Origin of the sequence: Glaciecola nitratireducens FR1064 (assembly GCF_000226565.1) — a bacterium.
Classification (GTDB): Bacteria; Pseudomonadota; Gammaproteobacteria; order Enterobacterales; family Alteromonadaceae; genus Glaciecola; species Glaciecola nitratireducens.
Genome location: NC_016041.1, coordinates 3,019,595 through 3,041,130, shown reverse-complemented (window position 1 = coordinate 3,041,130; position 21,536 = coordinate 3,019,595). Strand labels below are relative to the sequence as shown.

Below are 21,536 nucleotides of genomic sequence, written 5' to 3'. Positions count from 1 at the left end.
GTATCAGCGTTCGCATCAGCAATTATTTTTTGGAGTAACCTACATTGGACATTAACGAACTACTCGCTTTTAGTGTAAGCAACAAAGCCTCAGATTTACACCTATCTGCAGGATTGCCTCCCATTATCCGTGTGGATGGTGAAATGCGACGTCTCAATGTTGAACCACTTGACCACAAACAAGTGCATGCTTTGATTTTTAGCATCATGAATGACCACCAACGTAAAGATTACGAAGAAAACCTAGAATGCGATTTTTCTTTTGAAATAAAAGATTTATCTCGTTTCAGGGTTAATGCTTTTGTGCAAAATCGCGGTGCTGCAGCTGTTTTAAGAACTATTCCAAGTGACATTCTAACACTAGACCAATTGGGTGCACCGGAAATATTTAAACAAATCATTAATCAGCCGACGGGCATTGTTTTGGTAACAGGTGCAACAGGCTCAGGTAAAAGTACCACACTTGCTGCAATGGTTGACCATATAAACACGCATAAGCGAGAGCATATTCTCACCATTGAAGATCCAATAGAATTTGTGCACAAGAATAAGATGTGTGTAATGAATCAGCGTGAAGTGCATCGCGATACGAAAAGCTTTAATAACGCGTTGCGCTCGGCGCTGCGTGAAGACCCAGACGTTATTTTGGTCGGTGAATTACGAGATTTAGAGACTATCCGTCTTGCAATATCAGCGGCTGAAACTGGTCACTTAGTCTTCGGAACGCTTCACACGAACTCAGCGCCAAAAACTATCGACCGTATTATTGACGTGTTCCCAGCGGAAGAAAAGTCGATGGTACGTTCAATGCTGTCTGAATCGTTGCGAGCGGTAATTTCACAAACCTTAATGAAAAAGGTTGGTGGCGGTCGAGTAGCTGCACATGAAATCATGATAGGTATTCCTGCCATTAGAAACCTCATACGTGAAGACAAAGTACCGCAGATGTATTCTGTGATTCAAACGGGACAGCAGCACGGCATGCAAACAATGGATCAATGTTTACAGCGCTTGGTTGCGATGGGCGTTATTACAGCCAATGATGCAGCATCTAAGTCGATAGATAAAGCGCCATCAATAGGTATGTAAGGCATTTGCAGATGCGGTGCGTTATGGGCAAGTAATGCATCCAAATAGCTCAGAGGATCAAGTATGTTAGGTTTACATCAGTATTTACAAGACATGGTGGTGCACAGTGCATCAGATTTATTCATTACGGTAGGCATGCCAGTCAGTGCTAAAATTAACGGACGCATGACACCGCTAACGACGATGAATTTAACTGAGCAAGAGGCGCTGGAGCTGGTTCACGATACAATGAATGAAAAGCAAAAAAAGAGCTTTGCTGATGACAAAGAGTGTAATTTTGCTATTTCGATAGACGGCATTGGTCGTTTCAGGTGCAGTGCTTTTTGGCAGCGAGATCAAGCGGGAATGGTTATTCGCCGCATCGTGACACAAATTCCAAATGCAGACGATTTAGGTTTACCACCTGTATTGAAAGACATCATCATGTCTAAAAAGGGCTTGGTGTTGTTCGTGGGCGGCACAGGCACCGGCAAATCTACCTCTCTAGCAGCACTCATCGGGCATCGAAACCAGCACTCTCATGGGCATATCCTGACCATTGAGGACCCAATTGAGTTTGTGCATGAACACAATAACTGCGTGGTTACTCAGCGTGAAGTAGGCATCGACACGCATACATTTGATGACGCGTTGAAGAGCTCATTGCGTCAGGCACCTGATGTTATTTTGATTGGTGAAATTCGCTCTATGGAGACCATGGAGTATGCAATGTCTTTCGCTGACACGGGTCATTTATGCGTCGCGACACTGCATGCGAATAATGCGAACCAAGCAATTGAGCGCATCATGCATTTAGCTCCACAAAACCTGCATCAGAAGCTGCGTTTCGATTTAAGTCAAAATATTCGTGCTATTGTTGCTCAGCAATTGGTCCCCACTATCGATGGTAAAGGTCGAGTTGCTGCAATAGAGATCCTTTTGAATTCGCCGCTAGTGTCAGATTTAATTCAGCGCAATGAGATAGGCATGCTTAAAGAAGCGATGATGAAAGGCAAAGAGCAGGGGATGCAGAGCTTTGACATGGCTTTGTATGAGCTGTTTAAAGAAAATCGTATTTCCGAAGAGCAAGCGATGCATAATGCTGACTCACCGAATGATTTACGCTTAATGATTAAGTTAGATAGTCAGGAGGGCACCGGTTTGGGCAGCTTGTCGAACGTATCATTCGATATGGGCTAATGGGAATGTTGCTAGTCTTCACTTCTTAGTTTGTCTACCAAGCCCCGCTATCAGCGGGGCTTGTTGTTTAATTTTATCTGCTCCACAGTGCAGCAATATTGATCACCGTAATAATTATCCTTGAAATTGCACACTTGAACAGTCTCTTTTTGTCTGATCAGCAGCAGGCGCTTGTTTAGTTGTATGATGATATCGTACATTGTGTTTTCCTTGTTTGAATATTAGTTTAGTTGGCGGGAGTTGCACTTAAGTGCTTTACCGCGAGCGTCTTTCATAACTGCAGAGTAAGATGAATTGGCTATCATTAAAAACGATAAAAACAAATCATTCTAATCGCTTTTTTTGGATTGGCTGTTCGCTTGATAACTTGAGTCAAAACGGTGTGAACGCACTACTTATTTTTTTAGAGGTTTATTTCGAAATGCACTATTTAGCCTGCGTTACAGTCGGTTTTAGACAAGAGTAAAAATAATAATAATCTGTAAAAGGAGATTCAATGCAGCGATTTTTTTGCCATCATGACAGATTTCATGTTTACCAAGTAAAAAGTATTTTAGATGAGGCTGGTATTCCCTGTTTTGTTAAAAATGAGCTAGTTCAAGGCGCTATTGGTGAAATACCACCGATGGATTCTGAACCAGAAATTTGGCTTCAGGATGACGAATGGCAACCGAAAGCGCAAAGAGTCCTAAAACGTTTTTACGAAGAGCAAGCCGAAATAAGCCCTGATAATAAAAATGATTGGGCTTGCTTGCATTGTGGACAGATGAATGAATATCAATTTGCAATTTGTTGGCAATGCCAAAACCCCAGAATTAGCGCTGAAAAATAGCTACCTCGGGACGGAATATTTCTTAATGTTTGCGTATTTAAGATAATAATTATTATTGAAAAGCTTTTACTCATTGTTGATTAAAAGCTTGTTCAACAGCGCTACTGGGTATATATTTTTACCATGAAAAAAATTGATTTTAGCAGTATCAACACGCAAGTTGTCAATAAGCGGTTTATATATATTATTGGAGCGTCTTTAGGTACTTTCGCTTTTATTTTTAATGCCTTCTTTGTCGTCAATATAGTGGGTGATATTCCTATATATTTCGGCAGCGCGTTTGTTCTTCTAAGTCTGCTGGCCCTGCCTTTTCATGTCGCCCTGTTGGTACTGTCAGCAAGCTTGGCTCCCCTTGTGATCTTTGATGGTGCTTCAAGTATAGCTTGGTTGCATGGCGTGCAGTTTTTTGCGATCGCGTTACTACTTTATGTTCAAATACGTTTCTTAACCGCACTGCTGCTGTTCTGGCTGCTCATTGGCTTACCTATAGCCAGTATGATAGTAGATTCCAATTTATCGCTAAGCTACCAAATTTCTGTTTTTATTGCCTTGCCCTTCGTGCTCAGCGGCCTTATTAGCGGAATGTTCGCTATTTTGGTTTACTGGTTGCTTCCGGTGAGTAGCCAGTTCAGGCAGAACCCTGTTTTGCCCAAGTTTTCAAAGGTAGTATTGGAGTTTAATCTTGTCAGCGTTATGCTGCCGTTTTTTGTGGTTCTATTGTTTCTTATTTGGCGCTCAACACATGACAGTCAGATTTCACTTAGTTTAGAACTAGATAATGCGTTAGAGGAGCTAAACAGGAGCTCTACTGTATTGCTAGACGACAAAGTCCATGCCTTAACGTCAACTGCAGCTTTGTTACTCAACGAAAAAAACATTCAAAATCACGCTAATATCCTTGATACAGTCGCAAACGCGAGCGCTGATATAGAGAGTATGATCGTCACTGATGAAGCTGGGGGTATACTCCTTGCTGCGCCTGCTCAATATGCAGCAAAATTACCTAACCTGTCGCAGCTTAATATTGCTTTTCGAGCGTATTTTCAGCAAACGAAAGAGCGCAAAATTCCGATCATATCAGAAGCAATAAGAGGTAGGGGCCTTGGATCGCTAGATATTGTTGCCATTACAGCACCAATCCTATCAGAGAGGGGCTTTGAAGGATTGGTTCAGGCTGCGATTAAGATTGATCGCCTTGTTGATCAAAGTGTCATTAATGCGGTTCAAAATAGTCAAATAGCCGTTATTGTTACGGATGCTATGGACTCTATTATTTATAGCTCTCCAAGATTAGATTTACAAAAACTTGATGCGTTTCAAAAAAATCAAGATGATGCGGCTAATACATTTCTCCTACCTAAAATGATAGTTTCTGAAAAGGACTACCTATACCGTTCTCTGCTAAGCCCAGCGGGATGGAAAATATACACGCTGACAGAACCTCGGCGAATTTTCAAAGACACGAATATGTATTTTATATTCATGATCATGATTTTTGTTCAAAGTATTATATTAATTGCCATATTGTCGAGAGGCTTGGCATCGAATATCGTTCGACCCTTACGCAATCTTGAGGCTTTTATTAAAGGAAAGAAGCTGCCGGATAAGCTGATTGCAGAGGCTAAAGTAAGCCAAGAAATGTTTCTCGTAACCGAGAGTGTCATTAATGCTCAGAAACTTACAATGGATTTTCAAAAGGAACTAAAAAAGCAGGTTGAAGAAAAAACAAAAGAGCTGCTTAGTTTAAACTCAGAGCTTTTAAGAGTTTCAAGGACAGATTCATTAACGGGTTTATTCAATCGAGGTGCTTTTGATACCCTCGCGCATGAGGCATACATGTATTGTCGGCGTAATAAAAAATCATTTACTTTGACGCTTATCGATATCGATTATTTTAAGAATGTTAACGATACACATGGCCACAATGCCGGTGATCAATGCCTTGTAAATATTGCTAATATTATTGCTAGTATGTGTCGCCGCGATACTGATATTGTCGCCAGATACGGCGGGGAAGAATTTGTATTATTTTTTGCTAGTGATAAACCTGGTGAACATATTGAGCATATAAAATCGATTGCGCAAACGGTATCTGAACATGTAATAAGCCACAATGATTGTGATATCCAATTAACGGTTAGCTGCGGTGTGGTTCGGGTTGAGAATGATTTTTCTAAGGAGATGATTGAGCTTATTTCTTTGGCGGATCAACAATTGTATTTAAGTAAGGATCAAGGGCGTAATCAGGTAAATTCAATCAGCATCTAAAACAAGCGCGGTATCGCTTGCAGTAAGAGCTTCAATACTGTTCGCTAACCCAACTTTCAAATATCAAGCAGGCTGAAACGCTGTCTACTTTCTCTTTAGTCAATTTCTTAAAACCGCCTAATTCAAATAAGCGCGCTTTTGCATCAACCGTACTCAGGCGCTCATCGTGTGTATGCACAGTAAGACCAAATCTACCATGTAAACGATTAGCAAATTTTCGAGCGCGCTGCGTAATCTCCTGCTCGCTACCATCCATGTTTAAAGGTAAGCCAACAAGCAGGTTGTCGGGTTGCCATTCAGCAAAAACATCGGCGATTGTTTGCCAGTTTGGAATGCCATCATTTGCTTTTAGCGCTGACAGAGGGGACGCAGTGCCAGTAATTTTTTGTCCTACTGCCACACCAATGCTTTTAACACCGTAATCAAAGGCAATAGTGGTAAAGTTTTTCATCTACGCATGGCCAACATCTTGAGTCAATTGCCAAACATCAACACCTAGTTTGTTGACTGCGGCTTGCCATTTTGCATGAATAGGTGTGTTGAACAATAAGTCATCATCAGCTTCTACGGTTAGCCAGGCATTTTCCTGCAGTTCTTGTTCAAGTTGTCCCGCTTCCCACCCTGCATGACCAAGTGCAATCAGCGCTTTGTTAGGGCCTAAATCATTGCCTAATACCGTTAAGATATCTTTTGAAGTCGTTACCATTAATGCTGGCGTTAGGGCAACGCTTGAGCTCCAACCCTCTTGAGCTTCGTGCAGCACAAAACCTCTGTCCTGATGGACAGGGCCGCCACAAAGCACAATTTGTTCACTCTTTTTTTCTTCAACAATAGCGTGTTCATCAGTTTGCGATATAAGTTCACGAAACGTCATGGTTGAAGCGAGATTAATAACGATACCCATCGCGCCCTCTTTCGTATGCTCGCAAACATAGATGACGGTGCGCTCGAAGAAACCGTCCTCTAATGAGGGCATCGCTATCAGCAAGTGGTTCTCCAAATTATTTTCCAGCATATTTAAGCTCTTCATGTATCTCGATCTTTTCCTTATTGAAGTCGTTTTTCAATCGCATCGAACAAGATGCCACAAATATTGATGTCGTAAGCGCTTTCGATTTCTCTTACACACGTAGGACTTGTAATATTAATTTCAGTCACTTTACTACCAATCACATCAAGCCCAACAAATAGTAAACCTTGGGAAGACAAGTTTGCAGCAATTTTGTTAGCGATCGCAAAGTCTGAATCAGACAAAGGCTGCGGCCGTCCTGTGCCGCCAACCGCTAAATTACCGCGTGTTTCATTCTTGGCGGGTAGTCTTGCTAGCGCATAGGGGATAACTTGGCCATCAACAATCAAAATTCGTTTATCGCCGTCCTTTATTTCAGGTAAATACTCTTGAAACATTGCATAGCGAGTGCCTAATTCGGTCAACGTCTCCATAATGACGCCTAGGTTGTTACCATCTTCTTTGACTCTAAAGATTGAAGTGCCGCCCATGCCATCGAGCGGCTTACAAATGATTTCTTTGTGTTTCGCATGAAACGCTCGAATCAATTTGTTATTGCTGGTAACTAACGTGTCTGGAATAAGCTCAGGGAACCAAGACGTAAAGAGCTTTTCATTGAAATCTCTGAGCGCCGAGGCTTTATTTACCACAAGACAGCCAAGGTTCTCTGCAAGCTCAAAAATTTGCGTTGCATACAAAAATTCACTATCAAACGGTGGGTCTTTTCGCATTAGCAAAGTATCTAGGTCACCCAAGCAAATATCTTGTTCCGATTCAAACGTATACCAATTTGCAGGTTCATTCTGCACTCTAAGTATTTTGCTGGTTGCACGGGGTTCGCCATTCAAAATATATAAGTCACCCATTTCGATATAGTAGAGCTCATATCCACGTTTTTGTGCTTCGGTGAGCATGGCAAAACTAGTGTCTTTTTTTATATTGATGGCGGAAATCGGATCCATCACAATGCCAAGTTTAATTGTCATAAGCTTATTGGTCTCTTGTCTTTAACTTCAATATTGTTACTGCGGAGCACGATTTCAAGCTATAGATCACCAAATAGTGCCTGCATTATAGAAATACTAGCCAAAGCGGCAGTTTCCGTGCGTAAAATGCGAGGGCCTAAATTTACAGATTCAAAGCCGGTTTGTTCACAAGTGTATATTTCTTGCTCCGAGAGCCCTCCTTCAGGACCGATTAATAACCTAAAACCTTTCGGAGGTCTTGTTAAATTCGACATATATTTGGAACTACCCGGCGTCAACATCACTTTTTGCTGATCTGTGGTTTGGCCTAACCATTTTTGTAAGGTAATAGCCTGATGAAGCGTTGGGAGAATATTTCGGCCCGACTGTTCACAGGCTGAGATGACTATTTTTTGCCATTGTTCGTGTTTCTTTTCCCATCGCTCCGATGAAAGCTTAACTGCGCAGCGTTCTGTTATCACTGGCGTTATTTCAGTAACCCCTAGCTCAACAGACTTTTGTAAGGCAAAATCCATTCTATCGCCTTTCGAGACGCCTTGAGCTAAATGGATATGCAGAGGAGATTCACTGCGCATCGAAAGCTGCGAGCCAACTATAACAACGACTTGTTTTTTGCTGATACTGAGTATTTCTCCGCAGTACTCATTCCCATCGCCATTAAAGAGCACAAGCGGGTCACTTTGTTTCAAACGCAAGACATTATTAATGTAATGACTGAGCTGCGAGTCGAGCTCAATTTCATCATCAACTTGCAATGGCAAAGGTGTATAAAAACGGGAAATTCGCATAATTTTTAGAATTAAAAAGAAATAATATCGCGATCCTATCACAACATTATTATTAGCGATGTTTTTATGAGTTATTTTATATAGGCCAAAAGCTCACCTTTTTTAGCGTTTGCGCTCTACAGCCTCCTCTTGAGCAAACGCTCTGCCGCTTCCTTTTGAGCGAAAGTGGTATTCGGCCAGTTGCTTAACGCACAGTTGTAAAAGAGCATGCAAGTGAGCATGACGAATTAACAATACAATTGAGCTAGTCCGAACAGGCTACAAACGCAATAAAACGAGGGCGAGTTAATGGTTTGACTGCGCCCTTGTATATTCGACAGCTCTTGATGCCGGTGGACTAGATGTTTCTATACTATGTTTTGCGTTAGCAAACTTGCCACGAGCTTTAGGACTGTTTCTGCCTTTCGATTCGCACAATGCGAATGCCAGTAAGGCTACAATAATGAGGGAGATTACTACAAAAAAATACGTTGCCATTTCTTGCTCCTAGCTTTCCTTGTTGTGCGCTTGACTACGATTTTGGATTCCTATCGTAACGCTTTATTGATTACGTCCATGTTTTCAATATCTTTTTTGTACACAGTTAACGGCGGACGCCAAACTGTCTTGTTCTGAAAATTTTTGATAACTATAAAATACAGTACACGCAGTAGAAATGTTTTCCAATGCTAAATTTCAATTGTATTTTAATTGCACAATTACAAAGTCCGGCAAGTTTAGTCAAAGCATCAAAAATATCAACCTTTAATATAGTATTTTTTTAACTTTTTATCGTGCATTCAGAATGACACTTAGCATACAAAATCAATACTGGAATCCTTTTTATTTTTTGAGAAGTAGTGCTGTAAAAAAGCCATTGGTTTGAAGTGAACGGCATAGTACTTAGGCGTTGAGGAGATCTCTTTATTTTGCTTTATTAAAAATAAATGCTATTTTGGCAAAAGTTTGTTACGAAATATTGCAAACAATACCAAAATAAAAATTACATAGGATTTGTACCATGTTTGATTTCACGCAAGAAGATATGACGAAGTATCTAGATGATTATATTCTGCCATTCGCAATTAACCTTGCTATGGCGATTGTCATTTACGTCGTTGGTAAGTTAGTTGTTAAGGTTTTAGTTTCTGGTTTTGGCAAGTTACTAGAAAAATCGAAATATGATGATATGTTGATTAACTTCCTCAAATCGATTTTTAACGCAATATTAATGCTGTTTGTCATCATTGCTTCTCTCAATGAGTTGGGCGTTGATACGACATCATTAGCTGCAATAATAGCTGCCGCTGGCTTAGCGATTGGTTTATCGTTGCAAGGTTCGCTTCAGAACTTCGCTGCCGGTGTGATGCTTTTGGTATTCCGTCCTTTCAAAAAGGGTGATTTTGTCGATGCAGCCGGTGTTGCAGGCTCAGTAAAAAGTATTGGTGTTTTTTCTACCATAATGAATACGCCAGACAATAAAGAAATTATTGTTCCAAACGGTAAAATCTATGGCGACAACATTATTAACTTTTCTGCAAAAGACACACGTCGCGTGGATATGAAGTTCGGTATTGGGTATGGCGACGATCTGTTGCTAGCTAAAAAGCTGTTGGAAGAAATGATTGTTGCTGATGAACGCGTCCTAGCTGATCCAGCTCCAGTAGTTGCGGTTGCTGAATTAGGCGATAGCAGCGTTAATTTCGTTGTTCGTCCTTGGGTTAAGTCAGGTGACTATTGGGGAGTTATGTTTGGTTTTACCGAAGCGGTTAAATTACGTTTCGACGCCGAGGGCATCTCAATCCCATTCCCGCAAATGGATGTACATGTTCACAAACAAGACTAGTTTTTGTTAGCTTGTTGATAAAAAGGCCCTTTGGGCCTTTTTTTATTTTCTTCGTTTTATTTTTGACAGTTCGGGCGCTTGTCTGCAGCTTTATAGCTAGCTAATGCCGCCTGCATATTGGCTTGTAAATCTTCAATTCTTGTTGCCGGGGAAGGGTGAGTAGAAAAGAATTCAGGTTGAGTATTACCACCACTTGCTTTCGCCATATTCTTCCATAGTTCAACCGACTCCAGTGGGTTGAAGCCTGCTTTTGCCATTAGCTCTAAACCTATTTCGTCTGCTTCACTTTCGTGTTTGCGGCCAAATGGCATGGTAACGCCATACTGAAAACCAAGTCCTAAACCCGCCATTATTAGCTGACTGCTTGCCACTTCATTAGTTTGTAAGGCAACATTCACTGCTTCTTGGCCTATTCCTATTAAGGTGCTTTGCGAAACTCGTTCATTGCCGTGATGCGCTATGACGTGTCCTACTTCATGACCCATAACCGCCGCAACTTGATGTTGATTAACGGCTACTTCTAATAAGCCTGTGTATACGCCAATTTTACCGCCAGGTAGCGCAAATGCATTCACTTGGGGGTCGTCAAAAACAACGACTTCCCATACGCCGGCAAATACGTCTTTAGACACATGCGCCGTAATACTGTCAGCAATACATTGGACGTAATCATTCTGCACAGGTTTATTGGAAATTTTGATGTTCTCTTTCATGCCAGCGAAAGCCTGCACACCCATTTCGCTTAACTGCGACTCTGGAAATAAGAGCACTTGTTTGCGCCCTGTTGGTGATGTTGCACAAGAGCTTAGCGTTAGTGTAGTAATAACGGTAAGTGATGCCAGTGCGAAGCGGTTAAATGTGAAGTTCATGGGATTTCCTTGTCTAAAAAAATACCTCCATAAGGGAGGTATTTAATAAAATATACAATTGCCTATGCTAGGTACTATAACCCAGCAGCATGCTTTAGGTCATCGGCTTTATCGGTTTTTTCCCACGGAAACTCTTCACGCCCAAAGTGACCGTACGCGGCAGTCGCCTTATAGATTGGTCGTTCTAAATCCAACATCTTAATTAGGCCGTAAGGGCGCAAATCGAAATGGTCTCTCACTAGTGCAGTGAGTAACTCATCCGATATTTTGCCGGTACCAAAGGTCTCAACGTTAATAGACGTAGGTTCAGCAACACCGATAGCGTAAGAAATCTGGATTTCACAACGGTCAGCCAACCCCGCTGCCACAAGATTTTTGGCAACGTATCTCCCGGCATATGCGGCCGAGCGGTCTACTTTAGATGGATCTTTACCAGAGAATGCGCCGCCGCCATGACGAGCCATGCCGCCGTAAGTATCGACAATAATTTTACGTCCAGTGAGTCCGCAATCGCCCATCGGGCCGCCAATAACGAAACGACCAGTTGGATTAATGTGAAACTTAGTTTTATTCGATAGCCATTGCTCAGGTAAAACAGGTTTGATGATTTCTTCCATCACAGCTTCACGAAGCTGTTCGTTTGTCACTGAATCACAATGCTGTGTAGACAGCACAACAGCGTCAATACCAACAGGTTTGTTATCTTCATAAATGAAGGTAACTTGGCTTTTTGCGTCGGGTCGTAGCCAGCTAAGTTTGCCGTTCTTACGCAGCTCAGCCTGCTTTTGCACTAGTCTATGAGCGAACGTCACAGGCGCAGGCATCAAAACTTCAGTCTCGTTGCTTGCATAACCAAACATTAAGCCTTGGTCTCCGGCACCCTGTTCTTCTGGGGATGAGCGATCAACGCCTTGATTAATATCGTTTGATTGTTTACCAATTGCGTTTAAAACAGCGCATGAATCGCCATCAAAGCCCATGTCAGAGTGTGTGTAGCCAATCTCTTTCACCGTTTTGCGAGTTAACTCTTCAATATCAACCCATGCTTTGGTATTAATTTCACCGCCAACGAGTACCATGCCAGTCTTAACGTATGTTTCGCATGCCACACGGGCTTTGGGGTCAATTTCTAAAATGGCATCAAGAACGGCGTCTGAAATTTGATCTGCAATTTTATCTGGGTGACCTTCAGATACCGACTCTGATGTAAATAAATGACTTGCCATGAATTATCCTATATTTGTTTCAGCACAGGCATATCGAAACCTATACTTCAATTCTCGTTAAGCGAAAACGACAGATGATTGATGAACTTAACGCTGTTTTTATATCATTAAACAACGATTTAAATGTTCAGGGTCCTTGGCTGGTATCGGCAAGGAATCAACTATCTCGACTTGTTAAACGTATTGTAGAGCAAATTTCGTAATTTACCAATATTTACTTCTAGACGTCTAAAGGTCTATTGATACTGAAGCTGTTTACGGTCTGCAACGTAATTTGGATTTTATCAAATAGTTGTTAGTCAAAAAAATGAGAGCAGAAAAGCCGAATAATGATTGAACAAAGCGACCTACTGTATAAGAATACGCGCTCTATTTGAGAATGCTCTGTATTTTCTGAGGTAATCTCACACGCAATAAGTAATTGAAGTTTCTAGGAGAGCTCATGCCATCACGTCGTCATCTAGCCAACGCCATCCGTGCGTTAAGTATGGACGCTGTTCAAAAAGCGAAGTCAGGTCACCCTGGTGCACCAATGGGAATGGCAGATATTGCTCAAGTATTGTGGACAGATTTTATGTCGCACAATCCACAAAACCCGAATTGGGCAAACCGAGATCGCTTTGTGCTGTCGAACGGTCATGGCTCAATGTTGCTGTATTCATTATTGCATCTTACAGGTTACGAATTACCCATTGAGGAATTAAAACAGTTCCGTCAATTACATGCAAAAACACCAGGTCATCCTGAATATGGTTATGCGCCAGGTGTTGAAACAACCACGGGTCCATTAGGACAAGGCATCACTAATGCCGTTGGTATGGCGATTGCTGAAAAAGTGCTTGCTGCACAATTTAACCGCGATAAATTTGCAGTTGTCGATCACCATACTTATACATTCCTAGGCGATGGTTGCTTGATGGAAGGCATCTCACATGAAGCTTGTTCTCTTGCGGGTACGTTAGGTTTAGGCAAGCTAGTTGCGTTTTGGGATGACAACGGTATCTCTATTGACGGTGAAGTCGAAGGCTGGTTTAGCGATGATACGCCAAAACGTTTCGAGTCTTACGGCTGGCAGGTGATCAGTGGCGTTGATGGTCATGACCCTGAGCAAATTAGTGCTGCTATTGAGAAAGCTAAAGGGGATACGACGCGACCAACGTTAATTTGCTGCAAAACAGTGATCGGTTTTGGTTCACCAAACAAGCAAGGCAAAGAAGATTGCCATGGTGCACCACTAGGTGATGCTGAAATTGAGCTTGTAAGAAAAGAACTGGATTGGCCATACGCGCCATTTGAAATTCCGGCTGACGTTTATGCTGGTTGGGATGCAAAACAAAAAGGTGCTTCAGAAGAAGCGGCCTGGGAAGCGCTATTTGCTGATTATCAGCAGGCTTATCCTGAGTTAGCCCAAGAGTTTGTTCGCAGAAAAAACAACGCATTACCAGAATCATGGAGTCACGAGTCAGCTAAGTATATTCGCAGCCTACAAGATAATCCTGAAAACATTGCAACACGCAAAGCATCACAAAATGCACTTAATGCATTTGGACCGTTGTTACCTGAACTATTAGGTGGCTCTGCCGACCTTGCTGGTTCAAACTTAACTATTTGGTCTGGTAGCAAGGGTGTAAGTAAAGATGATGCATCAGGCAACTATCTATATTACGGTGTTCGTGAATTTGGTATGTCGGCTATGATGAACGGCATTACTCTCTACGGCGGTTTTAAAGCTTACGGTGCGACCTTCTTAATGTTCATGGAATATGCTCGCAACGCTGTAAGAATGGCGGCGCTGATGAAGCAGCCTTGTATTTTCGTATACACTCATGACTCTATTGGCTTGGGTGAAGATGGACCAACGCATCAGCCGGTAGAGCAAGTTGTTTCATTGCGCGCGACACCAAACTTAGATAACTGGCGTCCATGCGACCAAGTTGAATCTGCGATTGCCTGGAAAGCGGCGATTGAAAGAACTGATGGGCCAACAACGCTGATATTTACTCGCCAAGGGTTACCACAGCAAAACAGAAGTGCGCAGCAATTAAGTGACGTAGAACGAGGTGGCTATGTGCTAGTTGATAGCGATTCGGCGCCGCAAATTATCTTGATTGCGACAGGTTCTGAAGTACATTTGGCGGTTGAAGCGGCAGCGAAACTAAACGCTGAAGGTTTACCAACGCGAGTAGTATCAATGCCATGCACTGACTTGTTTGATCGTCAATCAGCAGAGTATAAAGAAAGCGTGTTGCCACGAGCGACTACCAAACGCGTGGCGGTTGAAGCTCTTGCCAAAGACACTTGGTATAAATATGTGGGCCTAGATGGCGCAGTTGTGGGCATGGATACCTTTGGCGAATCTGCGCCAGCAGGCGATTTGTTTGCTTACTTCAATATTACAGCTGACGCAGTTTACAACGTTGCTAGAGGATTGAAATAAGGTTTGAGAATCAAGGTTAATTTGCTTGTAGAAATGAGCGCGGTGTAATGCTGCGTATCGCTATAAATGGTTTCGGTCGGATTGGCCGAAACGTCTTGCGTGCGCTCTATGAGTCTGGACGAAATGACCAAATTCAAGTTGTTGCCATTAATGAAATTGCGTCTCCAGAAGGCGTCGCACATCTTTTAAAGTACGACACTGCTCATGGCCGTTTCAAGGGCACTGTCGACTATACAGATCAATGTTTGATCGTTAATGGTGACAAAATTCCACTCTTTCAAAAGAACAACATTGAAGAGCTTGCATGGTCAACGGTCAATGTTGATATTGTTTTAGAGTGTACCGGTGTATTTAGTTCGAGAGAGTCGGCTCAGCAGCACATTGACAATGGTGCTCGGAAAGTTTTGTTTTCGCAGCCGTGCGGGCAAGATATGGACGCGACAATCGTCTTCGGCGTCAATCATAAAACTTTAAAACCGAGTGATGTGATTGTGTCGAATGGTTCATGCACGACAAATTGCATTGTGCCTATTATTCAGGTGTTAGACGAGGCGTTCGGTGTCGAAAGCGGCACAATTACGACTATTCATTCATCAATGAATGACCAACAAGTGATTGATGCTTATCATCCTGACTTGCGTCGAACACGCGCCGCAAGCCAATCCATTATCCCCGTGGATACGCGCTTGCATGTGGGAATTGAAAGAATATTACCGCGTTTTGCGGGTAAGTTTGAAGCAATAGCCGTGCGAGTACCGACGATTAACGTCACTGCTATGGACTTGAGTGTCACCCTGCGCGATAAAGTTACGGTTAGTGATGTTAATGCGGTTTTGAAGAAAAGCGCGCATGGCGAGTTAAAACGCATTATCGATTACACCGAAGAACCTCTGGTATCAGTAGATTTTAATCACGATCCACATTCTTCTATCGTTGATGGTACACAAACGAGAGTTAGCCATAAACAACTGGTTAAAACATTGGTTTGGTGTGATAACGAGTGGGGCTTTGCAAATCGGATGCTTGATACGGCGTTACACATGCATCAACTTGACAGTTAATTTTTAAAAACGTCTGAAAGGAAAAGGTTATGACTATTCGTAAAATGCAAGATCTAGACTTACAAGGGAAGCGAGTACTGATCAGACAAGATTTGAACGTACCGGTAAAAGACGGCGCGGTGACTTCTGACGCTCGTATTCGTGCATCACTACCCACTATAAAGCTTGCGTTGGATAAAGGCGCAACCCTAATGTTGATGTCTCATTTAGGTCGCCCTACAGAAGGCGAATCAGATCCCGCTTTTTCATTGCAACCAGTGGTAGATTACCTAAATAAAGCGCTTGATGGCGGCGTAGTATTAGCGACCGACTACCTGAACGGATTTGATGTATCGTCAGCAAAAGTGACGGTACTCGAGAATGTGCGTTTTAATAAAGGCGAGAAGAGTGACGACGAAACTTTAGCTAAACAGTATGCCGCTTTATGTGACGTATTTGTAATGGACGCATTTGGTACTGCGCATAGAGCTCAAGCATCTACCCATGGCGTTGCAAAATTTGCTAAAGAAGCCTGTGCTGGGCCACTGTTATCAGCAGAACTTGAAGCTTTAGGTAAAGCATTGGACAACCCAGCGAGACCACTTGTTGCGATAGTAGGTGGTTCAAAAGTATCGACCAAATTAACGGTGCTTGAATCCTTGGCCGGTAAAGTAGATCAGCTTATCGTTGGTGGTGGGATCGCGAACACATTCATTGCTGCACAGGGATACAACGTCGGTAAATCGTTGTTTGAAGAAAGCCTAATTCCAGAAGCTAAAAGACTTATGCAGGCTGCTAAAGACAATAATGGTGAAATTCCGGTGCCAACTGATGTTGTAACCGGCACCGAGTTTTCGGAACTAACACCAGCTGCGCTGAAAGCGGTAGACAGCGTTGACGATGCCGATATGATATTCGACATTGGGCCAGAGACGGCAAAAGCCTTAGCAGCTATTATCAAGAAGGCTGGCACGATTGTATGGAATGGACCCGTTGGCGTTTTTGAATTTGATCAATTTGGTGAGGGAACCAGAGCTTTAGCGATGGCGATTGCTGACAGCGATGCTTTTTCGATTGCTGGTGGCGGCGACACACTCGCTGCGGTTGATAAGTATGGTATTGAAGATAAAGTGTCTTATATTTCCACTGGCGGCGGTGCATTTTTAGAGTTTTTAGAGGGTAAAACACTACCGGCCGTGGCTATTTTAGATCGAGATTAAAGCGGTACTTGCTGGTTTCAGCGCCTTGCTAATGACTAAATCAGAAGTGGCAAGGCCTATAAAATCAAGCTAACATAGCGTTTATCAGAATACACAGACCATGATATGGGCTAGTTACAAACTGTAAAGAACTCACAAATACGAAAGGAGCGTTGGATGACAACTCAAGCACAACAAGACATGTTGGCAAAAGTAAAAAATGAAGTTGGCTTTATTGCCGCATTGGACCAAAGTGGCGGAAGCACACCGAAAGCGCTAAAGCTATATGGTGTTGATGAGTCTGCTTACGCTAACGACGAAGAAATGTTTACTTGTGTACACGATATGCGCACTCGTATTATGACTAGCCCTGCATTTACGGGTGAGCGGGTATTGGGTGCAATTTTATTCGAGAACACCTTGGATCGTGAAGTTGAAGGACTATCTAGCGCGCACTATTTATGGCAGCAAAAAAATGTAGTGCCATTCTTAAAAGTGGATAAAGGTTTAGAAGACGAAGCAAACGGCGTTCAGCTAATGAAGCCTATGCCTGGTTTGGATGACTTACTGGCAAAAGCGAACGCACAAAGCGTATTTGGAACAAAAATGCGTTCTGTAGTGAAATTGGCTAATGAAGCAGGCATTAACGCTCTTGTTGCACAGCAGTTTGCAGTTGGAAAGCAAATTTTAGCAGCAGGTTTAGTGCCTATCATCGAGCCTGAAGTGGACATCAACAGCCCAGAAAAAGCGAAGGCTGAAGCATTGTTAAAAGCGGCTATTTTAGCCGAGCTCAATGCCTTGTCTGATGATCAACACGTAATGTTAAAACTCACGTTACCAGAGTCAGCGAACTTTTATAAGGAATGCATCGAACACCCTAAAGTGATTAAGGTTGTTGCGCTTTCTGGTGGTTATTCTCGCGATGTTGCTAATCAGAAGTTAAGTGAAAATAACGGCATGATTGCTAGCTTTTCACGAGCATTAACTGAAGGCGTGTCTTTTCAGCAATCGGATGAAGAATTTAATAAAACCTTAGATAATGCAATTGAAGGTATTTATCAAGCATCAAAAACGTAAGCTACTTGTCGAGAAATTGATATTTTAGCTTGAATCGAAGAAGAGTCACTTTTTACTGGATACTCAATAGAAAGTGACTCTTTTTTTGTCTCTAAGTTTACTTAATACGAATACTCATTCCTGTCGCTTCAATATAACGGTTCTCTTGCTGCAAGTCGGCCAATAACAAAGGCGATAAATCAAACCAGTTTTCAGGAAAGCTGAGAATAATTTTCTCCTCTACAACTTCCAATCCAAATTCAGGCAATTGGCTTTCTTGTCGATTAATATTAAGCAAAATACCGAGCCTAAGTAAGACCAGTAATTTCAGAACAACGGCTTCGCTGTAGTTTACGAAAGCGGGTAATTCCGCAAGTTTGATTTTTTTTCTCTGGTAACGAACTAATGCCGCAAGTAGCTTCTGCTGTTCTTGGTTAAAACCAGGTAAGTCGCTCTGTTCGATAATATAACTAGAGTGGCGCTGCACGCCTCTAGAGTTGATTTGCAAGCCCACTTCGTGCAACAACGCTGACCAACCTAGCAGATGTCGCAAATCCCCCTTATCAATATCCCAGCTTTGTGCAGCTTGTTCATAAATCTTGATGCAGGTGGCCCATACTTTTTTTGCGAAGAGAGTGTCTACATCGTAGCGTGTAGCTAAGCTTTGCGCTGTGCGTTCTCTGATGTTTGTATTTGCACCCGTGTCATGTGCCTCGTATAAGACTCCCTCGCGCAACGCTGCGCTACTAACCCCCATAGTCTCTAAGTTCAAACTACGAAAAATTGCAATGAGAATACTTAGTCCCGCAGCAAATACTGGTTTTCTATCATCTGTTAAGCCTGGCAAGACCAAGTTGTCAGAGTGACCACATTCACAACACGCCTGCATTAATTCATTCATGCCAGTTTTGGTTATCGCCACATCGCTTTGGCTTTCGGCTTGTGCCGTTAACACTGAGCAGATTGATCGGATAGTGCCCGATGCGCCAATGTTAGTTTCCCAATTGAAGCGTTTTAAGTTACCGACCACTAGTTCAATTTCTAGTCTTGCGCTGGTTATCGCGGCCTGAAACGCTTTTTTAGTCAGTGTGCCGTCAGCGAAGTAGCGTTGCTGATAGCTCACACAGCCCATTTGCACACTTTTGCACATTACCGGTAGTAAGTGTTCACCAACAGCAAACTCTGTTGAACCACCGCCAATATCAACGACCAATCGATTGCCTTCTGATTGGGTTGTGTTTGCAATACCGGTGTAAATTAAACGTGCTTCCTCTGGGCCTGAAATGATCTCAATAGGGTATGGAAACACTTTGCGGGCTTTGGATAAAAAGACTTTGGCGTTACGTGCTTTTCGCAGTGTATGCGTAGCGACAACGCGAACATGCGAGGGGTCGAGCCCTTGCATACTTTCCGCCATACTTTGTAAGGTTGTTAGACCGCGCTCCATGGCTTCATCGGAAAGAATGTTTTTCTCGTTCAAGCCCTCTGCCAGTCTTACTTTATTTTTTATCTTTTGTACGGTCTGCAACGACCCGGCAACGACTCTAGCAATCACTAAGTGAAAGCTATTAGAGCCAATGTCCAGAGCAGCATAAAGATTGATGTCACGAGTTTCGACATCTTCAAAAACGTTTTCTAAGGTTTGCAATTAAAGCGCTTCCTTTTTAGTAAGGTAGTTGTGTATTTCTATTTGTGAGCGCAAGTTTTTGCGATTACCACGTTTAACGTAATTATTTATTTGATGCTCATCGATTACTCGCGCTTTGAGGGTATCTTCGAATTGCAAGTCCAAGAGGTCCTCAATCATTTCGATTGCATCTGGGTCATAAACAGGACAACCCACTTCAATTCTATATTCCATATTTCGCGTCATCCAATCGGCTGATGAAATATAAACGCGTTTATCGCCCCCGTTCTCAAATACCATAATACGCGGATGCTCTAAGTAGCGGTCAACAATACTAATGACTTCGATATTTTCACTCAGGCCTTTAACTCCCGGTATAAGAGAACACATGCCGCGAATAATGGCTTTGATTTTAACGCCAGACTTACCGGCGTGATAGAGGTTATCAATTAACTCTTTATCAACGAGGTTGTTTATTTTAAGCGTTATTTTACCCTCATGCCCTTCAGTAACACGCTGAATTTCTTGTCTAATTAACGACTGGATTTTGTTTCGTGCATTAATCGGAGAAAGCTGGAGATGCTGAAACTTCATCTTTTTATAAGGGTTTTGAATCATGTCAAATACTTGAATGCATTCCAATGCAAGCTCTTGGTTGCAAGTAAACAAACTCAAGTCAGTGTATATCTTTGCTGTTTTTTCGTTGAAGTTACCCGTACCGAAATGCGAGTAATGTTTCATTAAACCGCGTTCTTCGCGAGAGACCACACAAAGCTTACTGTGAATTTTTACATTAGGGTTGCCTAAAACCACCTTAATGCCAGCGTCAGTCATCCTTTTTGACCATGCAATGTTTGCCTCTTCATCAAAGCGCGCTCGCAATTCAACAACCACCGTGACGCTTTTGCCGTTGTCTACGGCGTCAATAAGTGAATTGATAATGCGTGACTGCGAAGCAACACGATAAATGTTGAGGCGAATATGCTTTACCTGCGGATCGAATGCTGCTTGGCGAACAAATTCGGTGAAATGTAAGAACTCGTGGTACGGATAGTATAAAAGAATATCTTTGCTAGCGATGGCTTGAAAAACAGTATCATGCGTAGAAAAAGCCTTGTTCGATATTTCAGGCAGAGTAGGGTTTTCAAGATAGCTGCGGCCTACATTAGGAAAGCCAATGAAGTCTTTAAAATTACGATAGTGACCCGCAGTTTGGATCGTGTCAGCCGACGAAATTCTCAAGCGCTTACGTAAGTCTTGGATCATATCATCGGGCATACCGTCGTCGTGAATAATGCGGACAGGTTCCGCTATTAAACGTTGCTTCATCCCTTCGGACATTTTTTCTACGTAACTTTCGTCAATTTCATCATTGATCGAGTATTCGGCGTCTCGGGTTATTTTAAACGAGTAGGCGTCCGCAGAATCGAATTTAACAAAGCCAGTAAAAATGTCAGATAAACAGAGCTTGATAAGGTCATCGATCAAAATGATTTGTTTTTTCTTTTTGCTTTTTTCCGGCGGTAACACAATAAATCGACTGATTGCATTGGTGGGTATTTCGACCACCGCATACTTTGTGTTGCGGCCCTCTCTGCGAAGGGCTACGTCAAGATAAACTGAACTATCATTTAAGCGTTGAATGAGGTGGCCTTTGCTATCAAGCAAAATAGGGGCGACATGCAGTAACACCTTACTTTTAAAATATTTGCGAGCCCAAATAAGTTGACTTTCACTCAGCTCAGAATGTCTAAGAATGTGGATATTGTATCGGCGCAAAGAAATAGTAATGTCGCGGTGGATCGCATCAAAGCGTTTGGATAAATGATGCACTTTTTCTTGGATGCGTTTTAAAAGCGCTTCAAACACATGCGCTTGTTCTTCGTTTCCATCGTTGTGAGAAATGGTGATTTGTCGCTTCACGTCGGCAAAGCGTACACGATAAAATTCATCTAAGTTGTTTGAATAAATGCCTAAAAAGCGAATGCGCTCGATGATGGGGTTATTTTCATCTGCAGCTTCTTGCAGAACTCGCTCGTTAAATGAAAGCCAGCTCAATTCTTTTGGGTAGTAAAGTTCGGTTTCGTTCATTTTTACTCTTTTAATT

At 42.4% G+C, this 21,536-nt stretch carries 18 protein-coding genes; 9 read left to right on the top strand and 9 right to left on the bottom strand.

Annotated features, from left to right (window positions below; all coding sequences use genetic code 11):
* The first annotated feature begins 44 nt into the window (after positions 1 to 44).
* The 4 genes from GNIT_RS13040 (at position 45) to GNIT_RS13025 (ending at position 5,367) form a co-directional block, all read left to right on the top strand.
* Positions 45 to 1,088 (top strand): type IV pilus twitching motility protein PilT, encoded by a 1,044-nt coding sequence (locus GNIT_RS13040; protein WP_014109714.1) that lies wholly within the window; start codon positions 45 to 47, stop codon positions 1,086 to 1,088.
* Between the two features lie 63 nt (positions 1,089 to 1,151).
* Positions 1,152 to 2,267 carry a PilT/PilU family type 4a pilus ATPase gene (locus GNIT_RS13035; protein ID WP_014109713.1) on the top strand — a complete coding sequence of 372 codons (1,116 nt, stop codon included), beginning with the start codon at positions 1,152 to 1,154 and terminating at the stop codon, positions 2,265 to 2,267.
* A gap of 496 nt (positions 2,268 to 2,763) precedes the next feature.
* Positions 2,764 to 3,099, top strand: a complete 336-nt coding sequence (locus GNIT_RS13030; RefSeq protein WP_014109711.1) for a putative signal transducing protein — start codon at positions 2,764 to 2,766, stop codon at positions 3,097 to 3,099.
* A gap of 123 nt (positions 3,100 to 3,222) precedes the next feature.
* On the top strand, positions 3,223 to 5,367 hold the full coding sequence (locus tag GNIT_RS13025; RefSeq protein WP_014109710.1) for a sensor domain-containing diguanylate cyclase: 2,145 nt from the start codon (positions 3,223 to 3,225) through the stop codon (positions 5,365 to 5,367).
* Positions 5,368 to 5,398: 31 nt separating this feature from the next.
* Here GNIT_RS13025 and ruvX read toward each other — a convergent pair whose 3' ends face one another.
* The 5 genes from ruvX to GNIT_RS13000 all read right to left on the bottom strand — a co-directional run bounded on the left by ruvX (position 5,399) and on the right by GNIT_RS13000 (position 8,627).
* On the bottom strand, positions 5,399 to 5,818 hold the full coding sequence (gene ruvX, locus GNIT_RS13020; RefSeq protein WP_014109709.1) for a Holliday junction resolvase RuvX: 420 nt from the start codon (positions 5,816 to 5,818) through the stop codon (positions 5,399 to 5,401).
* Entirely contained in the window at positions 5,819 to 6,397 is a 579-nt protein-coding gene (locus tag GNIT_RS13015) for a YqgE/AlgH family protein (protein ID WP_014109708.1), read from the bottom strand.
* 17 nt (positions 6,398 to 6,414) lie between these two features.
* Positions 6,415 to 7,362 (bottom strand): glutathione synthase, encoded by a 948-nt coding sequence (gene gshB / locus GNIT_RS13010; RefSeq protein ID WP_014109707.1) that lies wholly within the window; start codon positions 7,360 to 7,362, stop codon positions 6,415 to 6,417.
* Between the two features lie 59 nt (positions 7,363 to 7,421).
* Positions 7,422 to 8,150, bottom strand: coding sequence for a 16S rRNA (uracil(1498)-N(3))-methyltransferase (locus tag GNIT_RS13005; protein ID WP_014109706.1), 729 nt, complete (start codon positions 8,148 to 8,150; stop codon positions 7,422 to 7,424).
* Between the two features lie 285 nt (positions 8,151 to 8,435).
* Positions 8,436 to 8,627: a hypothetical protein gene (locus GNIT_RS13000; protein WP_041246429.1), complete on the bottom strand. Its 192-nt coding sequence runs from the start codon at positions 8,625 to 8,627 to the stop codon at positions 8,436 to 8,438.
* 523 nt (positions 8,628 to 9,150) lie between these two features.
* Between GNIT_RS13000 and GNIT_RS12995 the strand changes: the two genes are divergently transcribed.
* Positions 9,151 to 9,975 (top strand): mechanosensitive ion channel family protein, encoded by an 825-nt coding sequence (locus GNIT_RS12995; protein WP_014109704.1) that lies wholly within the window; start codon positions 9,151 to 9,153, stop codon positions 9,973 to 9,975.
* Between the two features lie 56 nt (positions 9,976 to 10,031).
* Here GNIT_RS12995 and GNIT_RS12990 read toward each other — a convergent pair whose 3' ends face one another.
* Entirely contained in the window at positions 10,032 to 10,844 is an 813-nt protein-coding gene (locus GNIT_RS12990) for a M48 family metallopeptidase (RefSeq protein WP_014109703.1), read from the bottom strand.
* A 74-nt stretch (positions 10,845 to 10,918) separates the two neighbouring features.
* Positions 10,919 to 12,070, bottom strand: a complete 1,152-nt coding sequence (metK, locus tag GNIT_RS12985; RefSeq protein ID WP_014109702.1) for a methionine adenosyltransferase — start codon at positions 12,068 to 12,070, stop codon at positions 10,919 to 10,921.
* A 442-nt stretch (positions 12,071 to 12,512) separates the two neighbouring features.
* Between metK and tkt the strand changes: the two genes are divergently transcribed.
* The 4 genes from tkt (at position 12,513) to GNIT_RS12965 (ending at position 17,823) form a co-directional block, all read left to right on the top strand.
* On the top strand, positions 12,513 to 14,507 hold the full coding sequence (tkt, locus tag GNIT_RS12980; RefSeq protein WP_014109700.1) for a transketolase: 1,995 nt from the start codon (positions 12,513 to 12,515) through the stop codon (positions 14,505 to 14,507).
* A gap of 47 nt (positions 14,508 to 14,554) precedes the next feature.
* The gene (gene epd / locus GNIT_RS12975; RefSeq protein WP_014109699.1) at positions 14,555 to 15,568 is read left to right on the top strand and encodes an erythrose-4-phosphate dehydrogenase; all 1,014 of its coding nucleotides are present in this window, start codon (positions 14,555 to 14,557) and stop codon (positions 15,566 to 15,568) included.
* Between the two features lie 29 nt (positions 15,569 to 15,597).
* On the top strand, positions 15,598 to 16,767 hold the full coding sequence (locus GNIT_RS12970; RefSeq protein ID WP_014109698.1) for a phosphoglycerate kinase: 1,170 nt from the start codon (positions 15,598 to 15,600) through the stop codon (positions 16,765 to 16,767).
* Between the two features lie 156 nt (positions 16,768 to 16,923).
* The gene (locus tag GNIT_RS12965; protein WP_014109697.1) at positions 16,924 to 17,823 is read left to right on the top strand and encodes a fructose bisphosphate aldolase; all 900 of its coding nucleotides are present in this window, start codon (positions 16,924 to 16,926) and stop codon (positions 17,821 to 17,823) included.
* 97 nt (positions 17,824 to 17,920) lie between these two features.
* Here the strand turns inward: GNIT_RS12965 and ppx are convergent, their stop codons facing one another.
* Positions 17,921 to 19,450, bottom strand: coding sequence for an exopolyphosphatase (gene ppx, locus GNIT_RS12960; RefSeq protein ID WP_014109696.1), 1,530 nt, complete (start codon positions 19,448 to 19,450; stop codon positions 17,921 to 17,923).
* Positions 19,451 to 21,520 (bottom strand): polyphosphate kinase 1, encoded by a 2,070-nt coding sequence (gene ppk1, locus GNIT_RS12955; protein WP_014109695.1) that lies wholly within the window; start codon positions 21,518 to 21,520, stop codon positions 19,451 to 19,453.
* Between the last annotated feature and the right edge of the window lie 16 nt (positions 21,521 to 21,536).

Excerpts from the sequence above, each read along its gene's own strand:
- GNIT_RS13035 (WP_014109713.1), top strand. The coding sequence starts at position 1,152 with ATGTTAGGTTTACATCAGTATTTACAAGACATGGTGGTGCACAGTGCA.
- GNIT_RS13030 (WP_014109711.1), top strand. The coding sequence starts at position 2,764 with ATGCAGCGATTTTTTTGCCATCATGACAGATTTCATGTTTACCAAGTA.
- GNIT_RS13025 (WP_014109710.1), top strand. The coding sequence starts at position 3,223 with ATGAAAAAAATTGATTTTAGCAGTATCAACACGCAAGTTGTCAATAAG.
- ruvX (WP_014109709.1), bottom strand. The coding sequence starts at position 5,818 with ATGAAAAACTTTACCACTATTGCCTTTGATTACGGTGTTAAAAGCATT.
- GNIT_RS13015 (WP_014109708.1), bottom strand. The coding sequence starts at position 6,397 with ATGAAGAGCTTAAATATGCTGGAAAATAATTTGGAGAACCACTTGCTG.
- gshB (WP_014109707.1), bottom strand. The coding sequence starts at position 7,362 with ATGACAATTAAACTTGGCATTGTGATGGATCCGATTTCCGCCATCAAT.
- GNIT_RS13005 (WP_014109706.1), bottom strand. The coding sequence starts at position 8,150 with ATGCGAATTTCCCGTTTTTATACACCTTTGCCATTGCAAGTTGATGAT.
- GNIT_RS13000 (WP_041246429.1), bottom strand. The coding sequence starts at position 8,627 with ATGGCAACGTATTTTTTTGTAGTAATCTCCCTCATTATTGTAGCCTTA.
- GNIT_RS12995 (WP_014109704.1), top strand. The coding sequence starts at position 9,151 with ATGTTTGATTTCACGCAAGAAGATATGACGAAGTATCTAGATGATTAT.
- GNIT_RS12990 (WP_014109703.1), bottom strand. The coding sequence starts at position 10,844 with ATGAACTTCACATTTAACCGCTTCGCACTGGCATCACTTACCGTTATT.
- metK (WP_014109702.1), bottom strand. The coding sequence starts at position 12,070 with ATGGCAAGTCATTTATTTACATCAGAGTCGGTATCTGAAGGTCACCCA.
- tkt (WP_014109700.1), top strand. The coding sequence starts at position 12,513 with ATGCCATCACGTCGTCATCTAGCCAACGCCATCCGTGCGTTAAGTATG.
- epd (WP_014109699.1), top strand. The coding sequence starts at position 14,555 with ATGCTGCGTATCGCTATAAATGGTTTCGGTCGGATTGGCCGAAACGTC.
- GNIT_RS12970 (WP_014109698.1), top strand. The coding sequence starts at position 15,598 with ATGACTATTCGTAAAATGCAAGATCTAGACTTACAAGGGAAGCGAGTA.
- GNIT_RS12965 (WP_014109697.1), top strand. The coding sequence starts at position 16,924 with ATGACAACTCAAGCACAACAAGACATGTTGGCAAAAGTAAAAAATGAA.
- ppk1 (WP_014109695.1), bottom strand. The coding sequence starts at position 21,520 with ATGAACGAAACCGAACTTTACTACCCAAAAGAATTGAGCTGGCTTTCA.